Origin of the sequence: Acinetobacter sp. CIP 64.2, from assembly GCF_000369645.1 — a bacterium.
In the GTDB taxonomy this organism is placed as follows: Bacteria; Pseudomonadota; Gammaproteobacteria; order Pseudomonadales; family Moraxellaceae; genus Acinetobacter.
The window spans coordinates 33,873-54,518 of record NZ_KB850121.1 but is presented as its reverse complement, the minus strand read 5'-3'; the positions used below and the strand labels follow the sequence as shown (position 1 = coordinate 54,518).

The following is a 20,646-nucleotide window of genomic DNA, read 5'->3' as shown; positions in this document are numbered from 1 at the left end:
AAAAGGATCATGGATATGAACAGCAGTATTATTCCAATGCAGAATATTGAGATGGATTACAGTAGCTTAGTGCAAAGTGATCGTGCGCATACCTCTTTATATAAAGATGAACGTATCTTTGAAGATGAGATGGAAAAAATTTATTACAGCACATGGGTCTGGGTGGCGCATGCCAGTGAAATCCCAGATGCAGGCAGCTATAAAACCATCAATATTGGTAAGCAACCTGTGGTGGTGGTACGTGATCGCAAGAAGAAAGTGCATGTCTTGCTAAACCGCTGTCGCCATCGTGCTGCCACTGTATGCGAACATAAAAAAGGTAAAACCAATAGTTTTGTCTGTCCCTATCATGGCTGGAGCTATGCACTGGATGGTTCATTACGTGGCGTACCGTCACCTGAAAGCTATGGTGAATGTCTGGATAAATCAGAGTTTCCATTGATCAGCCTACGGGTTGAAGAATACAACGGTATGATTTTCGCCACCTTTAAACAGGATATTGAACCTTTAGAAGATTTCCTCGGCGCTGCGAAAAAATGGATCGACTTATTCATGAAACAAGGCGCAGGTTATCCAATTAAGGTGTTGGGTGAGCATCGTTTCCGTTTCCCGGGGAACTGGAAAATCCAGCTGGAAAATACCACCGATGCTTACCACTTCCCATTGGTGCACAAGTCATTCCTCAGTTCAGTCGATGAAAAAACCGAAGAACTGTTTAACTTTGAAAATCAGCCCGGCTATGTTGAAGACCTCGGCAATGGTCACAGTGTGATGGTGATGATTCCTGAACTGGTTGATCTGGATGAAGAATTGATGGAACGTCCGATTCAGGAACGTTTTGAAGACCTTGCTCAAGCCTTACGTGATGAAGGGCATGAAGAACTGGAAGTACGTCGTATCGTCCGTGCTGTGGGTGGTTCTGGTTTCAACCTGAATCTGTTCCCGAACATTGCCTGTTCAATGGCGTTTTTCCGTGTGATGCAACCGATTTCTGTCAATGAAACTGAGATTCACCACTCCGTGATTACCATGGATGGCGGTCCACAAATTGCCAACCAATATCGCTTGCGTCTGCATGAACATTTCCAAGGCCCATTTGGTTTTGGTACCCCAGATGATTCGGAAGCGTGGGAGCGTGTGCAACACGGTGCCAATGCGGGCAATGACCTGTGGATTATGCTCAATCGTGGCTTGCCCGGTGAAGTCAAAACTGAAGATGGCTTAAAGAGTGATGTCAGTGCTGAAACAGGGATGCGCGCTGCCTATCAGCAGTGGAAAAAGATGATGACGGCTTAAGGAGAGCGCCATGAAAATCGATTTAAACTTACTGAATGAAGTGACCGCTTTTATCTGGGCTGAAGCCGATATGCTGGATCATTCTGAGCATGATACTTGGCTGGATCTGTGGAATGAAAAAGGCGTGTATATCATTCCGATTGATCCCAAACTGACCGATTATGAAAATAATTTGAACTATGCCTATGACGATCATCATATGCGTAAGTTGCGGGTACAGCGTTTGGAAAATGGCGAAGCGATTTCAACTGCTCCCAAAGCCAATACGGTGCGCAGTGTTTCCCGTATCCGTATTGTCAAAGATCAAGATGGTGAAATCATTCTACGTTGTGCACAGAACTTGCGTGAATTCCGTAAAGAAAATCTAAAACACTATACCGCTGATGTAACTTTCCATTTGGTTCGTGATGCGGAACAAGGGTTTAAGATCAATCGTAAAATTATCAATTTAGTCAACTCAACCGATACCTTGGCGGGTATCAGCTACATTCTCTAGGAGCAAAAAATGAAACAGGTTGTATTAGTCACAGGTGCCGCTTCGGGTTTAGGGAATGTCATTGCTGAGTATTTTGCAGCGCAGGGGCATCAGGTAATCCTGTCTGCCAGTACTTTAGAGAAAGCAGAGCAAGCCAAAGCGCGTAGTCCGCATGCAGAGAATCTGTACCCGCTGAAACTGGATATCTCGGTTGAAGCCGATTTTCATGCTGCCGTGCAGTGGATTCAGCAGAAATTTTCGAAACTGGATGTATTGATTAACAATGCCACCATGACCAAGGCAACGCCTGTTTTAGACATTAGCGCGGCGGATTTTGACATGATCACGCAAGTGAATCAGCGTGGCACGTTCCAGTCTTGCCAGATCATTGGCAAATATATGGCAGCGCAAGGTTATGGTCGTATCGTCAATATGGCGTCTTTGGCTGGACAAAATGGTGGGACTGCCACGGGTGCACATTATGCCTCTACTAAAGGCGCAATCATTACCCTGACCAAAATCTTTGCCAAAGAGTTTGCTGCCAAAGGGGTGACCGTGAATGCAATTGCCCCTGGACCGATGGAATCACCGATTGTGCATAGCGTGGTCTCAGACGAGAAAATGGCGCAGTTTATTCAAAATATCCCCGTCAAAGCTTTAGGTAGCATGGAGTTTATTGCGGAAACCTGTGCTTTATTGGCCAGTCCAAGTGCAGCTTTTGTGACTGGGGCAACATGGGATATTAACGGTGGATTATTTATGCGTTAAGCCTTCGGCGAGATGCATATCAGGGAGAGAAATCATGACAATACTGTATAACGTGGTGGTAAAAAACCGTCATGTCGAAGGTGGAAATGTTGCAGTCATGGAGTTTGAATCTGCAAATTCGACCGTATTACCCAAAATTGAAGCAGGTGCGCATATCGACGTGCACCTGCCCAATGGCATGGTGCGTCAGTACTCATTATGTCAGAACCCAAATGATGTCGGGACGTTCCGACTTGGGATTTTACGCGATCCTGAATCACGTGGTGGTTCAGTGTCGGCATTTGATGATTTAAAAGATGGCATGCAGATTCAGGTTAGCGAACCGAAAAATCTGTTTCCACTGGTCAAATCCAAACATGCGGTATTAGTGGGTGGGGGGATCGGGATTACGCCTCTGATTAGCATGGCCTATCAATTGGCACAGGAAGGGGCTTCTTTTGAACTGCATTACTGCGGTGCGAGCCCAGAACGTTGTGCTTTTGTCGATGAAATTAAACATGGCATCTTGGCACCTTTCACCACTTTCCATTTTAAATCAGAAGGGGCGAGTCACCGCGAGTTTTTCCAATCTGCCATTCTGGATATTGATCCAGACAGCCATATTTATACCTGTGGTCCCAATGGTTTTATGGATTGGGTGATTAATCTAGCCCTCACTCAACATTTCCCTGAACAGCAGATTCATAAGGAATATTTTCAGGTTGAGGTGGAAACTGGCGGTGATGCCTTTGAGGTGGTTGCTCAGCAAAGTGGCAAGATCATTCTGGTTGATGCTGAAGAAACCATTTTACAGGCCTTGGCACGTGAAGGTATTGAGATTGAAATGTCCTGTGAGCAAGGTGTGTGTGGTACCTGTATGTGCGATGTAATCGAAGGTGAGCCAGACCATCGCGATGTGTATTTTACCGATGAAGAAAAGGCCAGTAATGAGCAAATTCTGGTGTGCTGTTCACGTTCCAAATCGGCACGATTGGTACTGGATATTTAAGGGATTTAGGTACAGCGAACGGCCCAAGTAGGACAAAAGATTCAGGAGAGAAGAATGAATTCACTAAAATCAATGGATGAAATCACAATAGATCCAATGCAGTTCAGACGTGCTTTGGGCAATTTTGCCACAGGCGTCACCATTGTCACTGCACAAAATGCACAGGGTGAAAAGGTCGGGGTGACCGCCAATAGTTTTAATTCAGTGTCGCTAGATCCACCGTTGATCTTATGGAGTATTGACAAAAACTCGTCCAGTTTCCCTGTGTTTGAGCAAGCCACGCATTTTGCAGTCAACATCTTATCAGGCTCACAAATTGAGCTGTCCAATAAATTTTCACGCCGTAATATTGATAAATATGAAGGCACTGGTTATCAAATCGGTTCAGGTCAGGCCCCGATTTTAGATCACTGTTCTGCGGTGTTTGAATGTGAACGCCATGAGGTGATTGAAGGCGGTGATCACTGGATTATTATTGGTAAAGTGGTACGTTTTCGTGATGAAGGACGCAGTCCGTTGGTGTATCACCAAGGGGGCTATTCGGGGGTGATTCCACATCCGTTATTGCAGTTAAAAGACACCGTTGAAGCTGAAGATGTTGGTGAAATGCATCAAGGGCATTTATATAGCAATGTCTGTTATTTGATGAGCCGTGCATTCAAATTCTATCAAACTGATTATATTCCAAAACAGCTAGTGACAGGATTCCGTACCAGTGAAGCGCGTTTATTACTGGTACTGGGGAGTGGTACGGCATCCAATAAAGCAGATTTGCCGCGTGATATTGCCATGCCGATGCGCGAAGTGGAGCAGGCAGCATCGATCCTGAAAAAAGATGGTTTGCTGATTGAAACTGATGGCTTTTTCAAACTCACTGAAAAGGGTAAGAAAACCGCACATTATCTGTTTGATATCGCCGATAGCCATCAAAATGAGGTGTTTGAAAAATATACTGAACAAGAAAAAGAGATTTTCATTAAAATTTTGAAGGATATTGCAGGGATTATCTAAGTTTCCAGTTACCGGCAAATTTGTACATGAATTTGTCGGTCACTGTTGGGGATTTTTCCCTCATATTTTAACTGAACCAAAAGTGAGATCAGTGTAATTACGCAAAAGATTAAATCGATCTATCCGAGGGAAATGGATATGAATCAAGATCAAAAAAATGAAATGTTGCAGTGGACCGAATGCATTCAAAAGGTTTGTGGTGATTTTGAGACGACTTTTGATAAACACGGTAATTTATTTATTGGCGAGGTAAAGTCTTTTTTACTGGGCGAGACTGAGGTGGCATTTATCAAAAGTAATGCCAGCCATATTTCTAGAAAAAGCGGAATGCCTGATCGAGTCCAAGGCCGTTTATGTTTCTTACTGATCCAATACACAGGCAAGATGCGCATTGCATATAAAGACCAAAGCATTCAGTTAAATGAAGGGGATGTTGCATTACTTGATCCGGACGAAACGATTGATATGTATCCACAAGGCTTGTTTAGCCATGTATCGGTTCATTTGTCACGGGAGAAATTGTTCAGACAAGGCATTACGGTCGATCATTTTGGCAAATTGATTACTTCGAATATGAGTGGACATTTATTGAAGTGCATGCTGCAGAATCTGTCCCCTGAAAAGATTGAACTCTGGTATGCAAAAGAGGATGAGAATGCTTTTGAAGATGCTTTGATTGCCTTGATTAAGCCGACCATTAATTATAAAAATGTTGAAATTGCCGATCATCTCAAGATAAAAGCAGAACGATTTATCTTTGAACACCTAAGCAAACAAAGCTTAAATGCCGCCATGATTGCGGATCATTTAGGCATTTCGCTGCGGCAGTTACATCGCTTATTTGAGCATCAGCAGCAGTCTGTACATCAATTTATTCAAACACATCGCATCAAAAAAATTCAGTATGAATTAAAAGATAACAAAAATAAAAGTCTGTCGATTACCGAAATTGCTTTGAAATGGGGTTTTGGTGACAGTGCACATTTTTCCAAACTGTTCCGTAAGATGATTGGACTGACGCCTAAACAATATCGTCTGAAAATTTAAATACGGTATTTATTTTAAATACGCTGCACATGTCACAATTGTGCATCATATCTGTCACGTTTAAACAAGAACAAGACCAGTAAGTGATGATCAAATCCTAGGCATGGAGTTTGAAGCATAGGGAAGCATGATGAACACAGAATATGACTATATCATTATTGGGGCGGGTTCAGCGGGCTGTGTGGTTGCAGCACGTTTATTACAAGCCAATGCAGGCCGAGTATTGGTGCTTGAAGCAGGGAGCAAGGATAGCAGCCTGTTCCATACTATTCCTGCAACAGTGATCAAAGTCTTTCAACAAAAATCCTGGCCGTATATGACTGTGCCACAACAACACTGCAACCAGCGAGAAATGATTCTTGCACAAGGCAAAGTTATGGGGGGTGGCAGTTCAGTCAATGGCATGGTGTATTGCCGTGGACAGCGTCAGGACTATGATTTATGGGCCTCTGAATGGGGCTGTGAGCAATGGTCTTATCAAGATGTACTGCCATTTTTTAGAAAAGCTGAAAAAAATGAAAGTCTGGCGGATGAATATCATGGACAAAATGGCATCTTAGCGGTCAGTGAAAACCGTTACCGCCATCCTTTAACCCTTGCCTGTATTCAGGCAGGGCAGCAAATGGGCCTGCACTATGTCAACGATTTCAATGGTTGGAACCAAGCAGGTGTTGGATTTTATCAGACCACCACACAGAATGGCGAAAGAGCCAGTACCTCAAAAACCTATTTAAAATCCGTTGAGCATCATCCAGATCTTAGGGTTATGACCAATGCACTGGTGCATAAAATCGAAACTCAAGCGGATCAAGTCACGGGTGTGACTTTTAGCATTGCAGGCAAAGCCCCAGTGACTGTAAAAGCACGTAAAGAAGTGATTGTCAGTGCGGGGGCGATTGGCAGTCCTAAGGTTTTATTACTTTCTGGCATCGGTCCAAAACAACATTTAGATGAACTCGGGATTGCATGTATTCAAGACCTCCCTGTAGGGGAAAATTTCCATGATCATTTGCATATGTCCGTGAATGCAACAGTCACTACCCAGAATAGTTTGCTTGGAGAAGATCAGGGCTTAAAAGCGGTGCGGAACTTTTTGCAATGGCAATTCACTCGCTCAGGTGTGTTGACTTCAAATATTCTAGAGGGTGGTGGTTTTATCGATACCCATGACAATGGTCGACCAGATGTACAGTTCCATTTTCTGCCTGTACTGGATAATTTTGATAATACCCCTGGGGAGAAGGCAGCGGCACAAGCGCATGGCCTAACGATTAAGGTGGGACATGTACAACCCAAAGCACGTGGTAGCGTCCGCTTGAGTAGCAAAGATCCGAATGCCTTACCAATTATTGATCCTAACTATTTAGGTCATTCAGAGGATGTTGATGCCAATATTCGTGCGGTGCAGGCAGGATTACGTCTATTACAGCAACCTGCATTAAAAACCATTGTTCAAGCGGTGATTGAACCTGCAAATACCGATCCTGACAATATTGAAGCGATTGATGCTTGGATGCGCCAGAACATTAAAACCGTTTACCACCCGGCAGGCAGTTGCAAAATGGGCAATACACCAAAAGATTCAGTCACAGACCAGACCCTTAAAGTACATGGCTTCCAAAATTTACGCGTCATCGACTGTTCAATCTGTCCGCAGGTACCAAGTGGAAATACCAACGCCATTGCCATCATGATTGGCGAACGTGGTGCCGATTTTATTTTAAATCAAGTTGCTTAATTGCTGTCTATAGGTATTAAAAGTGGAAGATAAAATGAGCGAAGTACAAATTCTAGCCAGCGTACAGCAATTTATGGCACGTCAACATGGCCATTTTATTGGCGGTAAAATGACTGTCGCAGAAACAGCTGAACGGATTGAGCTGGTCAATCCAGCCACTGAACAAATTGTATCAAGCATTGCAATGGCGACTCAAAATGAAGTTGCCAAGGCTGTTCAGAGTGCCGATGATGCTTTTCGCAATGCGTGGGCCAATACATCACCCTATGAACGTGGTCTGCGGCTGAATAGATTAGCCGATTTAGTGGAATTACATGCTGAACAATTAGCGCAACTGGAAACCTTAACTACGGGCAAGTTGATTCATCTGGCTCGACATTTGGAAGTGGCACAAACGGTTGTATTTTTAAGGTATTTTGCAGGCTGGGCGACCAAGATCAATGGTCAGACTATGCAACCGTCAATTCCCTCCATGCAGGGTGAAAAATATACCGCTTATAGTATGCGCCAACCTGTTGGTGTGGTGGCTGGAATTGTGCCATGGAATTTTTCTCTGATGATTGGATGCTGGAAAATTGGTTCAGCATTAACCACGGGTTGTACGATTGTATTAAAACCAAGTGAATTTACCACCTTGTCATTATTGCGTTTGGCTGAACTTGCAATTGAAGCAGGAATTCCAGCAGGAGTGATTAATATAGTCACAGGTAAGGGGGAGACTGGACAACACTTAATAAATTCGCCTTTAGTAAAAAAAGTCTCGTTTACGGGTTCAGTTCCTACAGGTATTGCGATTGGGCAACAAGCGATGAAGAATGATCTTACTCGGGTCAGTCTGGAGCTCGGTGGAAAAAATGCCGCAGCCATTTTAGCGGATGCCAATCTGGATGAAATCCTACCGACTTTACTGCAAGCGACTTTTGTTCATCAAGGACAAGTCTGTGCAGCGCCAGAGCGTTTCTTTATACATCAGTCTAAATATGATGAATTTGTAGAAAAGCTGACAGGAGCAATTCAACAGATAAAAATTGGTTCACCGCTGGATGAATCGAGCATGTTTGGCCCACTTTCCAATAAGCCACATTTTGACAAGGTCAAACATTATCTCGACCTTGCCAATCAAAATAAGCAAGTGATTTGTGGCGGTAAGGCTTTGCAAGGAACGGGTTATTTTGTGGAGCCGACTTTATTAAAGGTACTCGGTGTGGATGATCCCTTATTTATTGAAGAAACCTTTGGCCCTGTGGTGGACGTTATTCCATTTGAAAATGATGAAGAACTCATTCGGATGATGAATCACTCCCGTTTTGGTTTAACAGCCAGTATTTGGAGCAATGATTTGGCTAAAGCCTTGCGTCTAATCCCGCAAATTGAAGCGGGTTCGGTCTGGGTCAATATGCATACCTTTCTTGATCCATCGGTGCCTTTTGGTGGAGTGAAAGCATCGGGTCTGGGGCGTGAATTTTCTGATGCATTTATTGAAGATTATACTGAGCTTAAATCAGTGATGATTCGATACTAACTTTATCTCAGATCTAAAAAATGGCCTGAAATGGCCATTTTTTAATGCTTCAATTTATCTGCTAATCAGTCAGAAAGTCTTTTAAAATATGATTGAAGGTTTCAGCCTGCTCAATATTTGAAATATGCGAAGCATCTATTTCGACCAGTTGCGATTGTGGTATCTGTTGTTGCATAAATTGACCATCCGCCACTGTAGTGACAGGGTCTTGCTTTCCTGCAATCACCAAAACAGGAATGTGGATGTCTTTGAGTTGCTCACGGACATCCGCTTTAGCCAAAGCCTCACAACAACTGGCATAACCCTCTGCGCTGCCAGCACTTAAGTCGTTACACAGGTTATTGACAATTGCAGGGTGGCTTTGGATAAAGGGATCTGTAAACCAGCGTGAAGCCGCTGTGGTGGCGATTGGAACCAAACCCTGCTTTCGAACCAGTTGGGCACGATCCAGCCATGCTTGTTCCTGTCCAATTTTTGCAGCGGTATTACTCACAACCACACGCAGAAAACGTTCTGGATAATGGATCGCTAGCCATTGACCCGTTATTCCCCCCATAGAAATACCACAGAAATTGGCTTTTGCAATCTTTAAATGATCGAGCAGGCGAATGACATCTTCACCTAATTGTTGCAAGGTATAAGAACCTTGCGGTGTCGATGAAGATCCATGACCGCGTGTGTCATAACAAATCACATAAAAGTGCTCTTTAAAATAATTGAACTGCTTTTGCCACATGCCATAGTTGGTGCCTAAAGAGTTGGAAAACACTAGTGCAGGGGAGCTGGGATCGCCAAAGCTTTGATAGTTGATCTGTGCATCGGCGGATTGAAAAACTGACATTCACTATTCCTTAATTCTGTTCGATACGTTCAATAATCAGCGCAATGCCCTGACCAACACCGATGCACATCGAACACAGGGCGTACTGACCTTTGATCTGTTCAAGTTGGTTTAAGGCAGTGGTCACTAGACGTGCACCAGAGGCACCTAAAGGATGACCCAAAGCAATCGCACCACCATTCGGATTAATTCGTGCATCATCATCACTCAAGCCTAAATCACGGGTCACTGCTAAAGCCTGTGCCGCAAAAGCTTCATTCAACTCAATCACGTCCATCTGATCTAAAGTCAAATTGGCCTGTTTCAGTAATTTCTTGATGGCAGGTGCAGGCGCAAAACCCATAATCCGTGGTTCAACACCAACTGTAGTCGCAGCAATGATTTTGGCACGTGCTTTGAGCTGGTATTTTTCCACCGCTTCGTCCGAAGCAATCAATACAGCGACTGCACCATCATTAATCCCAGAGGCATTACCCGCCGTGACGGTACCTTCAGCTTTAACCACACCCTTGAGTTTGGTTAAGGCTTCTAACGTGGTTGATACACGTGGATGCTCATCGCGATCCACCACAACTGCATCACCTTTACGCTGTGGAATACTGACAGGCACGATTTCATTGCTGAAGAAACCTTTGGCTTGTGCGGTTGCAGTACGTTGTTGGCTGTTGAGGGCAAATTGGTCTTGATCGGCACGATCGATATTGAACTGTTCCGCCACATTTTCCGCGGTTTGCGGCATGCTGTCGACACCATACATTTCTTTGAGTTTTGGATTGATAAAACGCCAGCCCATGGTGGTATCTTCAATCTTTTGACTACGGCCAAAGGCGCTGTCGGATTTACCCATCACATAGGGCGCACGGCTCATACTTTCCACACCACCCGCAATAATCAGGTCTGCTTCATTGGCTTTAATGGCACGGGCAGCCATCGCAATCGCATCCAGTGATGAACCGCATAAACGGTTCACTGTGGTGGCGGGTACTTGATAAGGCAAGCCTGCTAATAACGCTGACATACGTCCGACATTACGGTTGTCTTCACCTGCCTGATTGGCACAGCCATAGATCACATCATCGACTTGCTGCCAATCGACGCTTGGATTACGTTGCATCAAAGCCTGAATTGGAATGGCTCCGAGGTCATCAGCACGTACTGGAGCTAATCCGCCCGCATAACGACCGAATGGGGTACGGATGGCATCGATGATATAAGCGTTTTTCATTTTGAATCTTGTCCTTTACTTCGGGCCTTTCAGCCATTCTCCTTAGGTATTTCGCGGTGGCGACATGGATGTCGCCTCGTTACTCAGCACAACAGGGAGGTTGTGTCTGAGTAACAAAGGTTTTTGTTACTTTTGACCTTTCAAAAGTAAGGTATTGCCTATACAAACGGGTTTCGAAAACCACTTTCATATACGGGCAATGGCGGTAGTAGCACTCGCCATTAATTAATAAGAACTAGCTATGACGGAGTCTTAATGCATTTAATTCCATACCAACAGCTCGTTTTCGTCACTTTTTTAAAAAAGTAACCAAAAATCTTTGTTGAACAGAGGAGGCTTCCTTGCCTCCCTGTTCAACGGGCGACATCCATGTCGCCTGTCACGATAGTCAATTACGGGAAACGTTTTGCAGCAGTGCAGGTTTATGGATCAGTCGCATCAATCAACTGAGCACCCGTCAAAGCTTGCAATGCTTCAAAGCTCAAACCATCCACTTTCTCAATCACTTTTAAACCGTCTGTAGTCACATCAATCACACATAGGTCGGTATAAATACGATCGACACATTTCAAGCCTGTTGCAGGATATGAAAGAGTTTCAACAATCTTGGGTTCACCTTGCTTGGTATTGTGATCGGTGGTGATAAATACTTTCTTGGCACCGACCGCGAGATCCATCGCACCACCCACCGCAGGAATCGCATCTGCTGTACCAGTATGCCAGTTGGCGAGATCACCATTGGCTGCCACTTGGAAAGCACCGAGTACTGCAATATCCAAATGACCACCGCGCATCATGGCAAAGGAATCACCATGATGGAAAAAACTGCCACCGGTTAGCATGGTGACATATTCCTTACCCGCATTGATTAACTCAGGGTCTTCTTTACCTTTGACAGGCGGTGGCCCAAATGCCAGCAAGCCATTTTCAGAATGCAGAAATACATCTTTATCGGCAGGAAGATAATTGGAAATCTTGGTGGGCAGACCAATACCGAGATTGACATAAGCACCATCGGGAATATCTTGTGCGACACGTTCAGCAATCTGGTCACGGCTTAGTTTTTGATAGCTCATTGTTCTGCTCCTGTGCCATTGGCTGCATCGACAGCGACCACATGCTGTACAAAAATCCCCGGGGTAATAATGTGTTCAGGATCAAGCTGCCCCAGTTCGACCAATTCAGACACTTGAGCAATAGTGACATCCGCCGCCATGGCCATGATTGGGCCAAAGTTACGTGCGGATTTGTTATAGACCAGATTGCCCCAGCGGTCGCCCTGATGGGCTTTGATCAAGGCAAAGTCGGCTTTGATGGGATATTCAAGTACATAGTCTTTACCATCAATATGACGGGTTTCCTTGCCTTCAGCCAAAAGCGTACCAAAACCTGTTGGGGTAAACACAGCACCTAAGCCCATCCCCGCAGCTTGAATGCGACAGGCCAGGTTGCCTTGTGGTACCAGTTCCAGTTCAATCTTGCCGGCACGATACAGCTCATCGAAGACCCAGGAATCGGACTGACGTGGGAAGGAACAGATGATTTTACGAACTGCGCCTGTTTTAAGCAGTTTGGCCAAACCGTAATCGCCATTGCCTGCATTGTTATTGACGATGACCAGATCCTTGATGCCGAGTTCGATCAGTCCATCAATCAGTTCAGCGGGTTGTCCTGCGGTGCCAAAGCCACCGATCATGATGGTTGCGCCATCCTTGATCTGTGACAGTGCCTCAGTCAATGTGAGCGTACTTTTATCAATCATAAGGCCAACCTTTTATCCATGTTTTCAAATTTCTATACATACTGGTTTCGGTATAAACGGATATGTATAGAAATTTAAAAACTGTGAGCTAATTCATAACTCACAGTAATTTGAGGGAAGTTAAGCACCAACGCGACGGCGGTCAACTTCGGTACTTGGCGCGCCTGTTTTTTCCTTCACCAGCTCCACATTAAAGGTAATGTGTTTAAATGGTTTATTGAGGCCACGACGAGCGATCTCAGCTTCATCGGTTACATCAACAGCAGTTGCAATGAGGCCTTCACGTGTTGCAAATGCGAAGTCATCCCACAGGTATTGATCACCTTCGATATTGAACTGTGTGGTTAATTTGCGATAACCCGGTGCAGACACAAAATAGTGCACATGAGAAGGGCGGTTACCATGACGGCCGAGTAAGTTCAGCACAGCTTGCGTGGTCCCTTCTGGTGGGCAGCCATAACCGACAGGCATGGTGGTTTGTGCCACGTAGCGACCATTGGCATCAGACAAAATGGTACGGCGTAAGTTAAAGTCTGATTGTGATTTATCAAAGAACGAATAATTGCCTAAGCTGTTGGCATGCCACACTTCAACTTTAGCACCTTCGATAATATTACCTTCAGGATCAGTCACGGTTCCTTCGATGAATAAGGTATCGACTTTATCCGATTCAGAACCATCATCCATACGGGCAAAACCGACAGATTCAGGCGCACCTGCAACATAGAGCGGACCTTCAATGGTGCGTGGTGTACCACCGGTAATACCTGCCTTGGCATCGGCTTCATCGGCACGTAAATCCAGATAATGTTCAAGCCCTAGACCTGCTGCCAATAAACCCAGCTCATTGGCCTGACCTGCATCAGTAAAGTATTCCAGACCTTTCCATAGTTCGCTTTGTGAAATATCTAGATCTTCAATCGCCTGAAAAAGATCACCGAGCAGACGAACCACGATTTGTTGTACACGTGGATTGACGTCACCTGTCGCGGTATCCACATTCATTTTTTTAACCAGTGCATCGATTTCTTGACGGTTCATACATATTCTCCTGAAGTATGATAATTTTTGGTGGCTCGCGGACTTGCTATTTTTGCTGCTTGCTTGGCTTGCCACATTCCTTGTTCAAATTCGGTTTTTCACTTTTGCCTGCTATACGCGTTTAGCTGTCATCTTCACGAATGGCAGAGGGATGACGGTTCAAAGCCATCACTTCGATATTCATGTAGGGATATAAAGGCAGTCCCTGCAAAATATTGTGTAATTCTTCATTGCTATCCACATCAAAAATACTGATGTTTGAGTATTGTCCCGTGATGCGCCAGATATGACGCCATTTGCCCTGACGTTGTAAATCTTGAGAATAAGCCTTTTCTACGGCTTTAATTTGATTGGCTTGTTCAACTGGCATATCCAGCGGGATGTTTACATCCATTCGTACATGAAAAAGCATGTCAACTCCTTGAATTATTGACGACGCAGGTTGTCGATTTTGTCTTGATCCAACTCAATGCCGAGGCCAGGCCCTGTTGGAAGCTTGAGCTCAAAATTGCCATATTGAAGCGGTGCTTTTAAAATTTCTTCGGTGAGTAACAGTGGGCCAAACAGTTCAGTTCCTGCTGCAAGATTACTAAAAGTAGAAAATGCATGTGCAGAAGCAATCGTCCCTACAGGCCCTTCCAGCATGGTGCCACCATACAGGTCGATCCCTGCCAGATTGGCGACTTTGGCAACATCACAAGCTTCAATCAGACCGCCAGATTGGGCAATTTTGACTGCAAACACTGAGGCTGCATTGGTTTTTGCCAGTTGATAAGCACTTTGCGGACCGGTTAACGATTCATCCGCCATAATGGCAATATCAAACTTACGGGTGAGACGCTGCATGGCATCAATATTGTGAATCGCACACGGTTGCTCAATGAGATCAACACCGCCATCCTGAAGCATTTGAATCCCTTTAATCGCATTAAGTTCAGACCAGGCACGATTGACATCGACACGGATTGAAACGTCCTTGCCTAAGGCTTTTTTAATGGCCAGCACATGTTCAACATCTTGCTCCACTGGACGTGAACCGATTTTTAACTTGAAAATATTATGGCGTTTGAGTGCCACCATTTTTTCTGCTTCGGCAATATCTTTTTCGGTATTGCCCGAAGCCAGTACCCACAGCACAGGCACGCTATCACGTAAGCGTCCACCCAAAACTTCACTGAGCGGCAAGCCCAGACGTTGTGCCTGAATATCCAGCAAGGCGGTCTGGATGGCGCATTTGGCAAAACGGTTCCCATTAATATTTTGCTGGATGGTTTTTAGGGTTTGAGCCACATTAAAACCGTCCAGTGTTTTTAACAATGGCGAAAAGTATTGCTCAATATTGGTTTTGACACTTTCAGGACTTTCTTCCCCATAACCTAACCCTCCAATGGTCGTTGCTTCGCCCCAACCAATCAAACCATCCTCTGTTGTCACTTTGATGAGGACTAAGGTTTGGGTTTGCATAGTTGCAACCGCCATCTTATGTGGGCGGATGGTTGGAATCTCGACAAGTAGGGTTTCTATGGATTTATACATCTTGGGTATTTCTTTGATCCTGAGCTATTTACATACCCTAAATTAATGTAATATTTAGAACTAGGCTGAATTTGGTATTTTTAGATACTTAAAAGGTATATTAAATGGAATTAAGACATCTTCGTTATTTCGTGACGGTAGTCGAGGAACAGAGCATTACCAAAGCGGCAGAAAAGTTATGTATTGCACAACCACCATTAAGCCGTCAGATCCAAAAGCTGGAAGAGGAACTCGGTATCCTGTTATTTGAACGTGGTTCTCGGCCTGTGAAAACCACAGAAGCGGGGCAGTTTTTTTATCAGCATGCGGTGCAGATTTTAACCCATACCGCCCAAGCTGCTTCCATGGCAAAACGCATTAGCACAGTCAATAAGATCGTCCGTATTGGCTATGTCAGCTCCTTACTGTATGCGCTATTACCGCAGGTAATTTATTTATTTCGCCAAAATCATCCCGAGATTCAGGTCGAACTGATTGAACATGGCACCAAAGACCAGATTGAAGCGTTAAAACTGGGTAAAATTGATTTGGGTTTTGGACGGCTTAGAATTAGTGATCCTGCGATAAAACGGATTTTATTGCGTAAAGAAAAGCTCAAATTAGCCATCCATAAAAATCATCATTTAACCCGGTTTATCGAACAGGGGATTTACCTGTCGCAGATTATTGATGAGCCTATTTTTTCTTATCCCGCGACCCAAAAACCAAATTTTTCAACTTTGATTCAATCGATTTTCACCGATTTGGGGCTGGTGCCTAAAGACATGGTCGAGGTACGGGAAATTCATATGGCGCTTGGTTTGGTGTCATCAGGTGAGGGGATTTGCTTGATTCCAGAAAGTGCCAGTGACATTGGTATGAAGAATCTGGTGTATATCCCCATTCTGGATTTGGAGGCCTATACCCCAATTTCATTGGCGGTGCGTAATATGGATCAGAGTCCGTATCTACCGCAGATTTTAGAATGCGTTAAGCAAGTATTTGAAGAAGAAGGCATTCCGATCCAACTAGAGGGTGACTAAGCCACTCGAAGTACTCAGTTTACTTATCAGCGGTCATCATGATCGCTTTTTAATGTTTGTGAAAGGCTTAAAACCAGACTTAAAAGGTATAACTATATACTTCATTATCTATGGAAAATTACATTAATAATTCAAATAATAAAAGCATGACCAATATTTGCTCAAATATATCTTTCTGAATTTATGCAGGTTTTTAAAAGGTATCGGGAAGCGTGGTCGACGTGTTGAGTGCAGATGTACCCATGGCGTGAATGAATAAGAATTTCAAATACTCAGGAAAGGATTTCCCATGTTAAAACCAGATACGCTGTATAAAGCACAGCGCGTAGCCTTATATACACTCTTTGGTTGTCTAAACATCAATGCGGCTTATGCCGATTTTTTTGAAGACAGTGAAAAAAGCATTTATCTACGTAATTTCTACTTAGAACGCGATTTTGAAGGAACCAATAAAGATCTGGGCAGTTGGTCTCAGGCGATGACAGGACGCTTTGAATCTGGCTATACCGATACACCGGTTCAGCTCGGTCTGGATTTAGGGTTTCAATATGCATTGCGTTTGAATGACCATAATGATGAACGGCTGGATACCGTGTTTAAATATGATCAGCATGAACGCCGTCAGGAACGTGATTACTTAAAATTAGGTGCGACCTTAAAATTGAAATATCACAATACCGAACTGAAAGTGGGGGAACTTTTTCCTAAAACACCGGTACTGTTTATTGATGACTCACGGCAACTGGTTACGACTTATGCTGGTGCAATGCTGGAAAGCAAAGAGATTACGAATTTAAAAGTATCTGCGGGCCGTTTTACCCATGTGAATGCCCGTGATGATGACGAGTATCGAAAATTCACATTAGGCAACTCGACTGATCCGGCAAAAAGAAGTGATGGACTCAATTTTCTAGGTCTGGACTATAATTTCACGCCGAATTTATCCGGGGCTTACTGGTTTGGACAACTGGAAGATATTTATCAACAACACTATATCAATGCGGCCTATACAGAGCAGATTAAAAACAGCAAGTTAAAAGTGGATGCTCGCTATTTTAACTATAAAGAAGATGGTGACGCCTATTTCGGCGATATCGATACGCAATCGATTGGGCTGCAAGCCAGTGTTCAGAATGGGCCACATACTATTTTGACCGGTCTGCAAAAACATATGGGAGAGGACAATATTCCACTGTTAAATGGTTATGTCCCGCAAAGTTATTTACAGAGCTGGTCTGCGCTGGCCTTTTACAAAGCCAAAGAATTGACCTGGCATGTTTTATATAGTTATGACTTTAAAGAGCAGGGCATACCCGGATTAAAACTGACTTTACGCTATTTAAATGGCAGTGAAATCTATCGGGAAGGCTTTAAGGATAATAAAGAAACTGAGACGAATGTGATCGTCAATTACACCGTACCAGAAGGTAAACTGAAAGGTTTGGGCTTTGAATGGCGACATATCCGAGCTGATATTCAATACGGCGCAGGCAATAACCCCGGCACAGATTTTGTCGAAAATCGAATCATGACGACGTATACACATCAGTTTTAATTGTCGATTCAATACAAAAGCGATTAGTCCATCTTATTTAATTCTGCGAATAAGATGGTTTTTTTTAATCAAAATTTTTAAAGATAGAAAAAAGTATTTGTTATTTTATTTTTAGATTTATCGTGTGAATAATCACAATTTGTTGGTTCAGTAAGCTTGCGTAAGCAAGAAACTCAGTTTCGGTGTCATCTGAATGACTTTGTGTAAATTTTAGTAGTTAATCAAGCAAATAGCGCTTTGATATGTAGAATAAAAAATAGCCATTTTGTTTATTGAAGAATGACTTTCCTTATAAATTAATTTAGATCTTTCTCATTTCATCTTCATCCCAATCTGAGATAACGGAGCAAATATGATTGTATTATTGATATTGCTTGGCCTATTGATTCAGCTCGTTGTGGTATGGGCTGTTTTTTATTTTGAAGCCAATCGAATGGTTGGCTGTCTTATTTCCATTGTCACCGCCATTTTCTGTAGTGTGTTGATCACACCGTGGAGTCTGTTATTGGGGCTGCCGATTATTCTTGCTAGTGTGATTGTACTGATTGCACCGTTACGTGATGCTTTGGTGAGTCGGCCTGCCTTTAATATTCTTTCAAAAGCCATGCCGAGTATGAGTACTACGGAAAGAGAAGCTTTAGAAGCGGGGACCAGTTGGTGGGAAAAAGAACTGTTTATGGGGGCGCCGGATTGGGAAAAGTTTGATCAATATCCGTATCCGACTTTATCGACAGAAGAACAAGCCTTTTTGGACAATGAAGTCCAACAACTCTGTTCAATGTTGGATGAATGGCAGATTCATCATCAAGAAAAAGACCTGCCGCCTGAGGTCTGGCAATTTATCAAAGACAAAGGTTTCTTAGGCCTGATTATTCCAAAATCATTCGGCGGTAAACAGTTTACGCCTTTTGCTCAAAGTCGGATTATGAGCAAAATTGCTTCTCGCTCGCTCACTGCAGCAGTCAGCTGTATGGTACCGAATTCACTTGGTCCGGGTGAATTACTGCTGCACTATGGCACCGAGGAACAAAAACAACGCTATTTACCAGGGCTGGCAAATGGGACAGAAGTGCCTTGTTTTGGCTTGACCAGCCCTGAAGCGGGTTCGGATGCAGGTGCAATTCCTGATACTGGCGTGGTCTGTTATGGACAGTACCAAGGCCAAGAGGTGCTGGGTTTAAAAATGAACTTCTCCAAGCGCTGGATTACCCTTGCACCGATTGCTACGGTCATTGGCTTGGCGTTTAAACTGTATGATCCAGAAGGTTTGTTAGGTGATAAGGCGAAAGTGGAATATGGTATTACCTGCGCCCTGATTCCGGCGGATCATGATGGAATCAAGATTGGGCCTCGCCATAATCCGGGTGCGCCGTTTATGAATGGTACGGTTGAGGGCAGTGACATTTTTATTCCACTGGACTGGATTATTGGTGGACAGCAAAATGCGGGTAAAGGCTGGCGGATGCTAATGGAATGCCTCGGTGTGGGTCGGGGGATTTCATTGCCTGCTCTGGCAACGGCAGGAGCGGAAATGAGTTATTTACTGATCGGTGCATTTGCCAGTGTGCGTCAACAATTCAAAATCTCAGTCGGGCATTTTGAAGGGGTGCAAGAGGCAACCAGTGATATCGCCAGTGATGCCTATATGTTGGAGTCCTTCCGCTATCTTGTTACTTGTGGTTTAAATCAAGGCGGAACGCCAGCCGTGATGACGGCAATGGCCAAATACTATGCGACTGAAACCATGCGAAAAGTGGTCAATCATGGTATGGATGTGGTTGGTGGCCGCGCAATTCAGTTAGGCCCCCGTAATTTCCTCGCACTGACTTATCAATCTATTCCGGTTGCAATTACAGTGGAAGGGGCAAATATTCTGACCCGTTCTTTGATGATTTTTGGTCAAGGCTCGATGCGTTGCCATCCTTATTTGTTTGAAGAATTACAGTTATTGCAATCCGAAGAGAAAGCCGCTGCGTTCAAGCAATTTTCGCCGCTATTGTTTAAACACCTGGCTTATACCTTTAATCGCGCTGCCAAAGCATTGGCGTATGGTATCAGCGGTGGTTCCAATGCAGGCTCTCAACAGGCCGATGATTTTTCTAAACCTTATTACAGCAAGATCAACCGTTTCAGCGCTAATTTTGCCTTAACGGCAGACATGGCGCTGGGCATACTAGCGGGTGATTTAAAACGTAAAGAAATGCTGTCTGGGCGTTTGGCGGATATCCATGCACATTTATTTATCGCAACGGCAATCTTGAAATACTATGAGCATGGACAACGAACTGAGGCTGAACAGAAGCATGCCGAATTGGCGTTAAATAAAGCGTTATATCAAGTGCAAGAAGCCTTCTTTGGTTTCTATGCTAATTTCCCGATGAAACTTGCTGCCTGCATGGTGAGATTGATCTGTTTTCCATTTGGTCGCCCGATTGCAGCGCCATCGGATCAGTTAAAGCAGGAGGTTGCTCAGTTGATTATGCAAGAACATGCATTCCGTGAGCAATTGAAACAACACGTTTACTATAGTACCGATGCCAATGATGTGATGGGACGTATGGAATCGACCTTTCAGATGTTATTACAGCGACAACCGTTGTGGAATAAATTCAAGAAAGCCGAGTCAAAAGATCAGTTTAGTGGACTGACTTTTGAGGAAAGAATCGCCAATGCGGTTGAAATCGGATTTATTAGCGAGGCAGAGGCAGAATGGCTTTTACAATACAATGCCAAACGTTATGACAGTATGCTGACCGATATTTTTGATGCACATTTAGAACATGATTTACCACTTGAAAATCCGCACCTTAATAGCTGAT

At 44.0% G+C, this 20,646-nt stretch carries 18 protein-coding genes; 11 read left to right on the top strand and 7 right to left on the bottom strand.

Going from position 1 to position 20,646, the window contains the following annotated elements; translation table 11 throughout:
- The first annotated feature begins 15 nt into the window (after positions 1-15).
- The 8 genes from F895_RS16035 (at position 16) to F895_RS16070 (ending at position 8,845) form a co-directional block, all read left to right on the top strand.
- Entirely contained in the window at positions 16-1,296 is a 1,281-nt protein-coding gene (locus F895_RS16035; RefSeq protein WP_005238966.1) for an aromatic ring-hydroxylating oxygenase subunit alpha, read from the top strand.
- Positions 1,297-1,306: 10 nt separating this feature from the next.
- Positions 1,307-1,792 carry an aromatic-ring-hydroxylating dioxygenase subunit beta gene (locus F895_RS16040; RefSeq protein ID WP_005238964.1) on the top strand — a complete coding sequence of 162 codons (486 nt, stop codon included), beginning with the start codon at positions 1,307-1,309 and terminating at the stop codon, positions 1,790-1,792.
- 9 nt (positions 1,793-1,801) lie between these two features.
- Positions 1,802-2,539, top strand: coding sequence for an SDR family NAD(P)-dependent oxidoreductase (locus F895_RS16045; protein WP_005238961.1), 738 nt, complete (start codon positions 1,802-1,804; stop codon positions 2,537-2,539).
- Between the two features lie 34 nt (positions 2,540-2,573).
- Complete coding sequence (locus tag F895_RS16050; RefSeq protein ID WP_005238959.1) at positions 2,574-3,527, top strand: PDR/VanB family oxidoreductase; 954 nt, start codon at positions 2,574-2,576, stop codon at positions 3,525-3,527.
- Positions 3,528-3,581: 54 nt separating this feature from the next.
- Entirely contained in the window at positions 3,582-4,538 is a 957-nt protein-coding gene (locus F895_RS16055; RefSeq protein WP_005238957.1) for a p-hydroxyphenylacetate 3-hydroxylase reductase component, read from the top strand.
- Positions 4,539-4,676: 138 nt separating this feature from the next.
- Complete coding sequence (gene feaR / locus F895_RS16060; RefSeq protein WP_005238956.1) at positions 4,677-5,585, top strand: transcriptional regulator FeaR; 909 nt, start codon at positions 4,677-4,679, stop codon at positions 5,583-5,585.
- A gap of 130 nt (positions 5,586-5,715) precedes the next feature.
- Complete coding sequence (locus F895_RS16065; RefSeq protein ID WP_010589965.1) at positions 5,716-7,323, top strand: GMC family oxidoreductase; 1,608 nt, start codon at positions 5,716-5,718, stop codon at positions 7,321-7,323.
- 34 nt (positions 7,324-7,357) lie between these two features.
- Positions 7,358-8,845 (top strand): aldehyde dehydrogenase family protein, encoded by a 1,488-nt coding sequence (locus tag F895_RS16070; protein ID WP_005238952.1) that lies wholly within the window; start codon positions 7,358-7,360, stop codon positions 8,843-8,845.
- Between the two features lie 61 nt (positions 8,846-8,906).
- On the opposite strand, the gene pcaD is transcribed toward F895_RS16070, so the two are convergent.
- From pcaD to F895_RS16105, 7 genes are all read right to left on the bottom strand, one after another.
- Positions 8,907-9,686: a 3-oxoadipate enol-lactonase gene (gene pcaD, locus F895_RS16075; RefSeq protein WP_005238951.1), complete on the bottom strand. Its 780-nt coding sequence runs from the start codon at positions 9,684-9,686 to the stop codon at positions 8,907-8,909.
- Positions 9,687-9,696: 10 nt separating this feature from the next.
- Positions 9,697-10,911 carry a 3-oxoadipyl-CoA thiolase gene (pcaF, locus tag F895_RS16080; protein ID WP_005238938.1) on the bottom strand — a complete coding sequence of 405 codons (1,215 nt, stop codon included), beginning with the start codon at positions 10,909-10,911 and terminating at the stop codon, positions 9,697-9,699.
- Positions 10,912-11,333: 422 nt separating this feature from the next.
- The gene (locus F895_RS16085; protein WP_005238936.1) at positions 11,334-11,987 is read right to left on the bottom strand and encodes a 3-oxoacid CoA-transferase subunit B; all 654 of its coding nucleotides are present in this window, start codon (positions 11,985-11,987) and stop codon (positions 11,334-11,336) included.
- Positions 11,984-12,673, bottom strand: a complete 690-nt coding sequence (locus F895_RS16090; protein WP_004805428.1) for a 3-oxoacid CoA-transferase subunit A — start codon at positions 12,671-12,673, stop codon at positions 11,984-11,986. Before F895_RS16090 ends, F895_RS16085 begins: the two co-directional genes overlap by 4 nt.
- A 120-nt stretch (positions 12,674-12,793) precedes the next feature.
- Positions 12,794-13,714, bottom strand: coding sequence for a catechol 1,2-dioxygenase (gene catA / locus F895_RS16095; RefSeq protein WP_005238934.1), 921 nt, complete (start codon positions 13,712-13,714; stop codon positions 12,794-12,796).
- Positions 13,715-13,835: 121 nt separating this feature from the next.
- Positions 13,836-14,126, bottom strand: a complete 291-nt coding sequence (gene catC, locus F895_RS16100; protein WP_005238932.1) for a muconolactone Delta-isomerase — start codon at positions 14,124-14,126, stop codon at positions 13,836-13,838.
- Positions 14,127-14,140: 14 nt separating this feature from the next.
- Complete coding sequence (locus F895_RS16105) at positions 14,141-15,250, bottom strand: muconate/chloromuconate family cycloisomerase (protein WP_005238930.1); 1,110 nt, start codon at positions 15,248-15,250, stop codon at positions 14,141-14,143.
- A 104-nt stretch (positions 15,251-15,354) separates the two neighbouring features.
- Between F895_RS16105 and catM the strand changes: the two genes are divergently transcribed.
- From catM to F895_RS16120, 3 genes are all read left to right on the top strand, one after another.
- Positions 15,355-16,272 carry a cis,cis-muconate-binding transcription regulator CatM gene (gene catM, locus F895_RS16110; RefSeq protein WP_005238928.1) on the top strand — a complete coding sequence of 306 codons (918 nt, stop codon included), beginning with the start codon at positions 15,355-15,357 and terminating at the stop codon, positions 16,270-16,272.
- A gap of 289 nt (positions 16,273-16,561) precedes the next feature.
- Complete coding sequence (locus F895_RS16115; protein WP_005238927.1) at positions 16,562-17,827, top strand: OprD family outer membrane porin; 1,266 nt, start codon at positions 16,562-16,564, stop codon at positions 17,825-17,827.
- Positions 17,828-18,179: 352 nt separating this feature from the next.
- Positions 18,180-20,645 carry an acyl-CoA dehydrogenase gene (locus tag F895_RS16120; protein ID WP_005238926.1) on the top strand — a complete coding sequence of 822 codons (2,466 nt, stop codon included), beginning with the start codon at positions 18,180-18,182 and terminating at the stop codon, positions 20,643-20,645.
- Position 20,646: the final 1 nt, after the last annotated feature.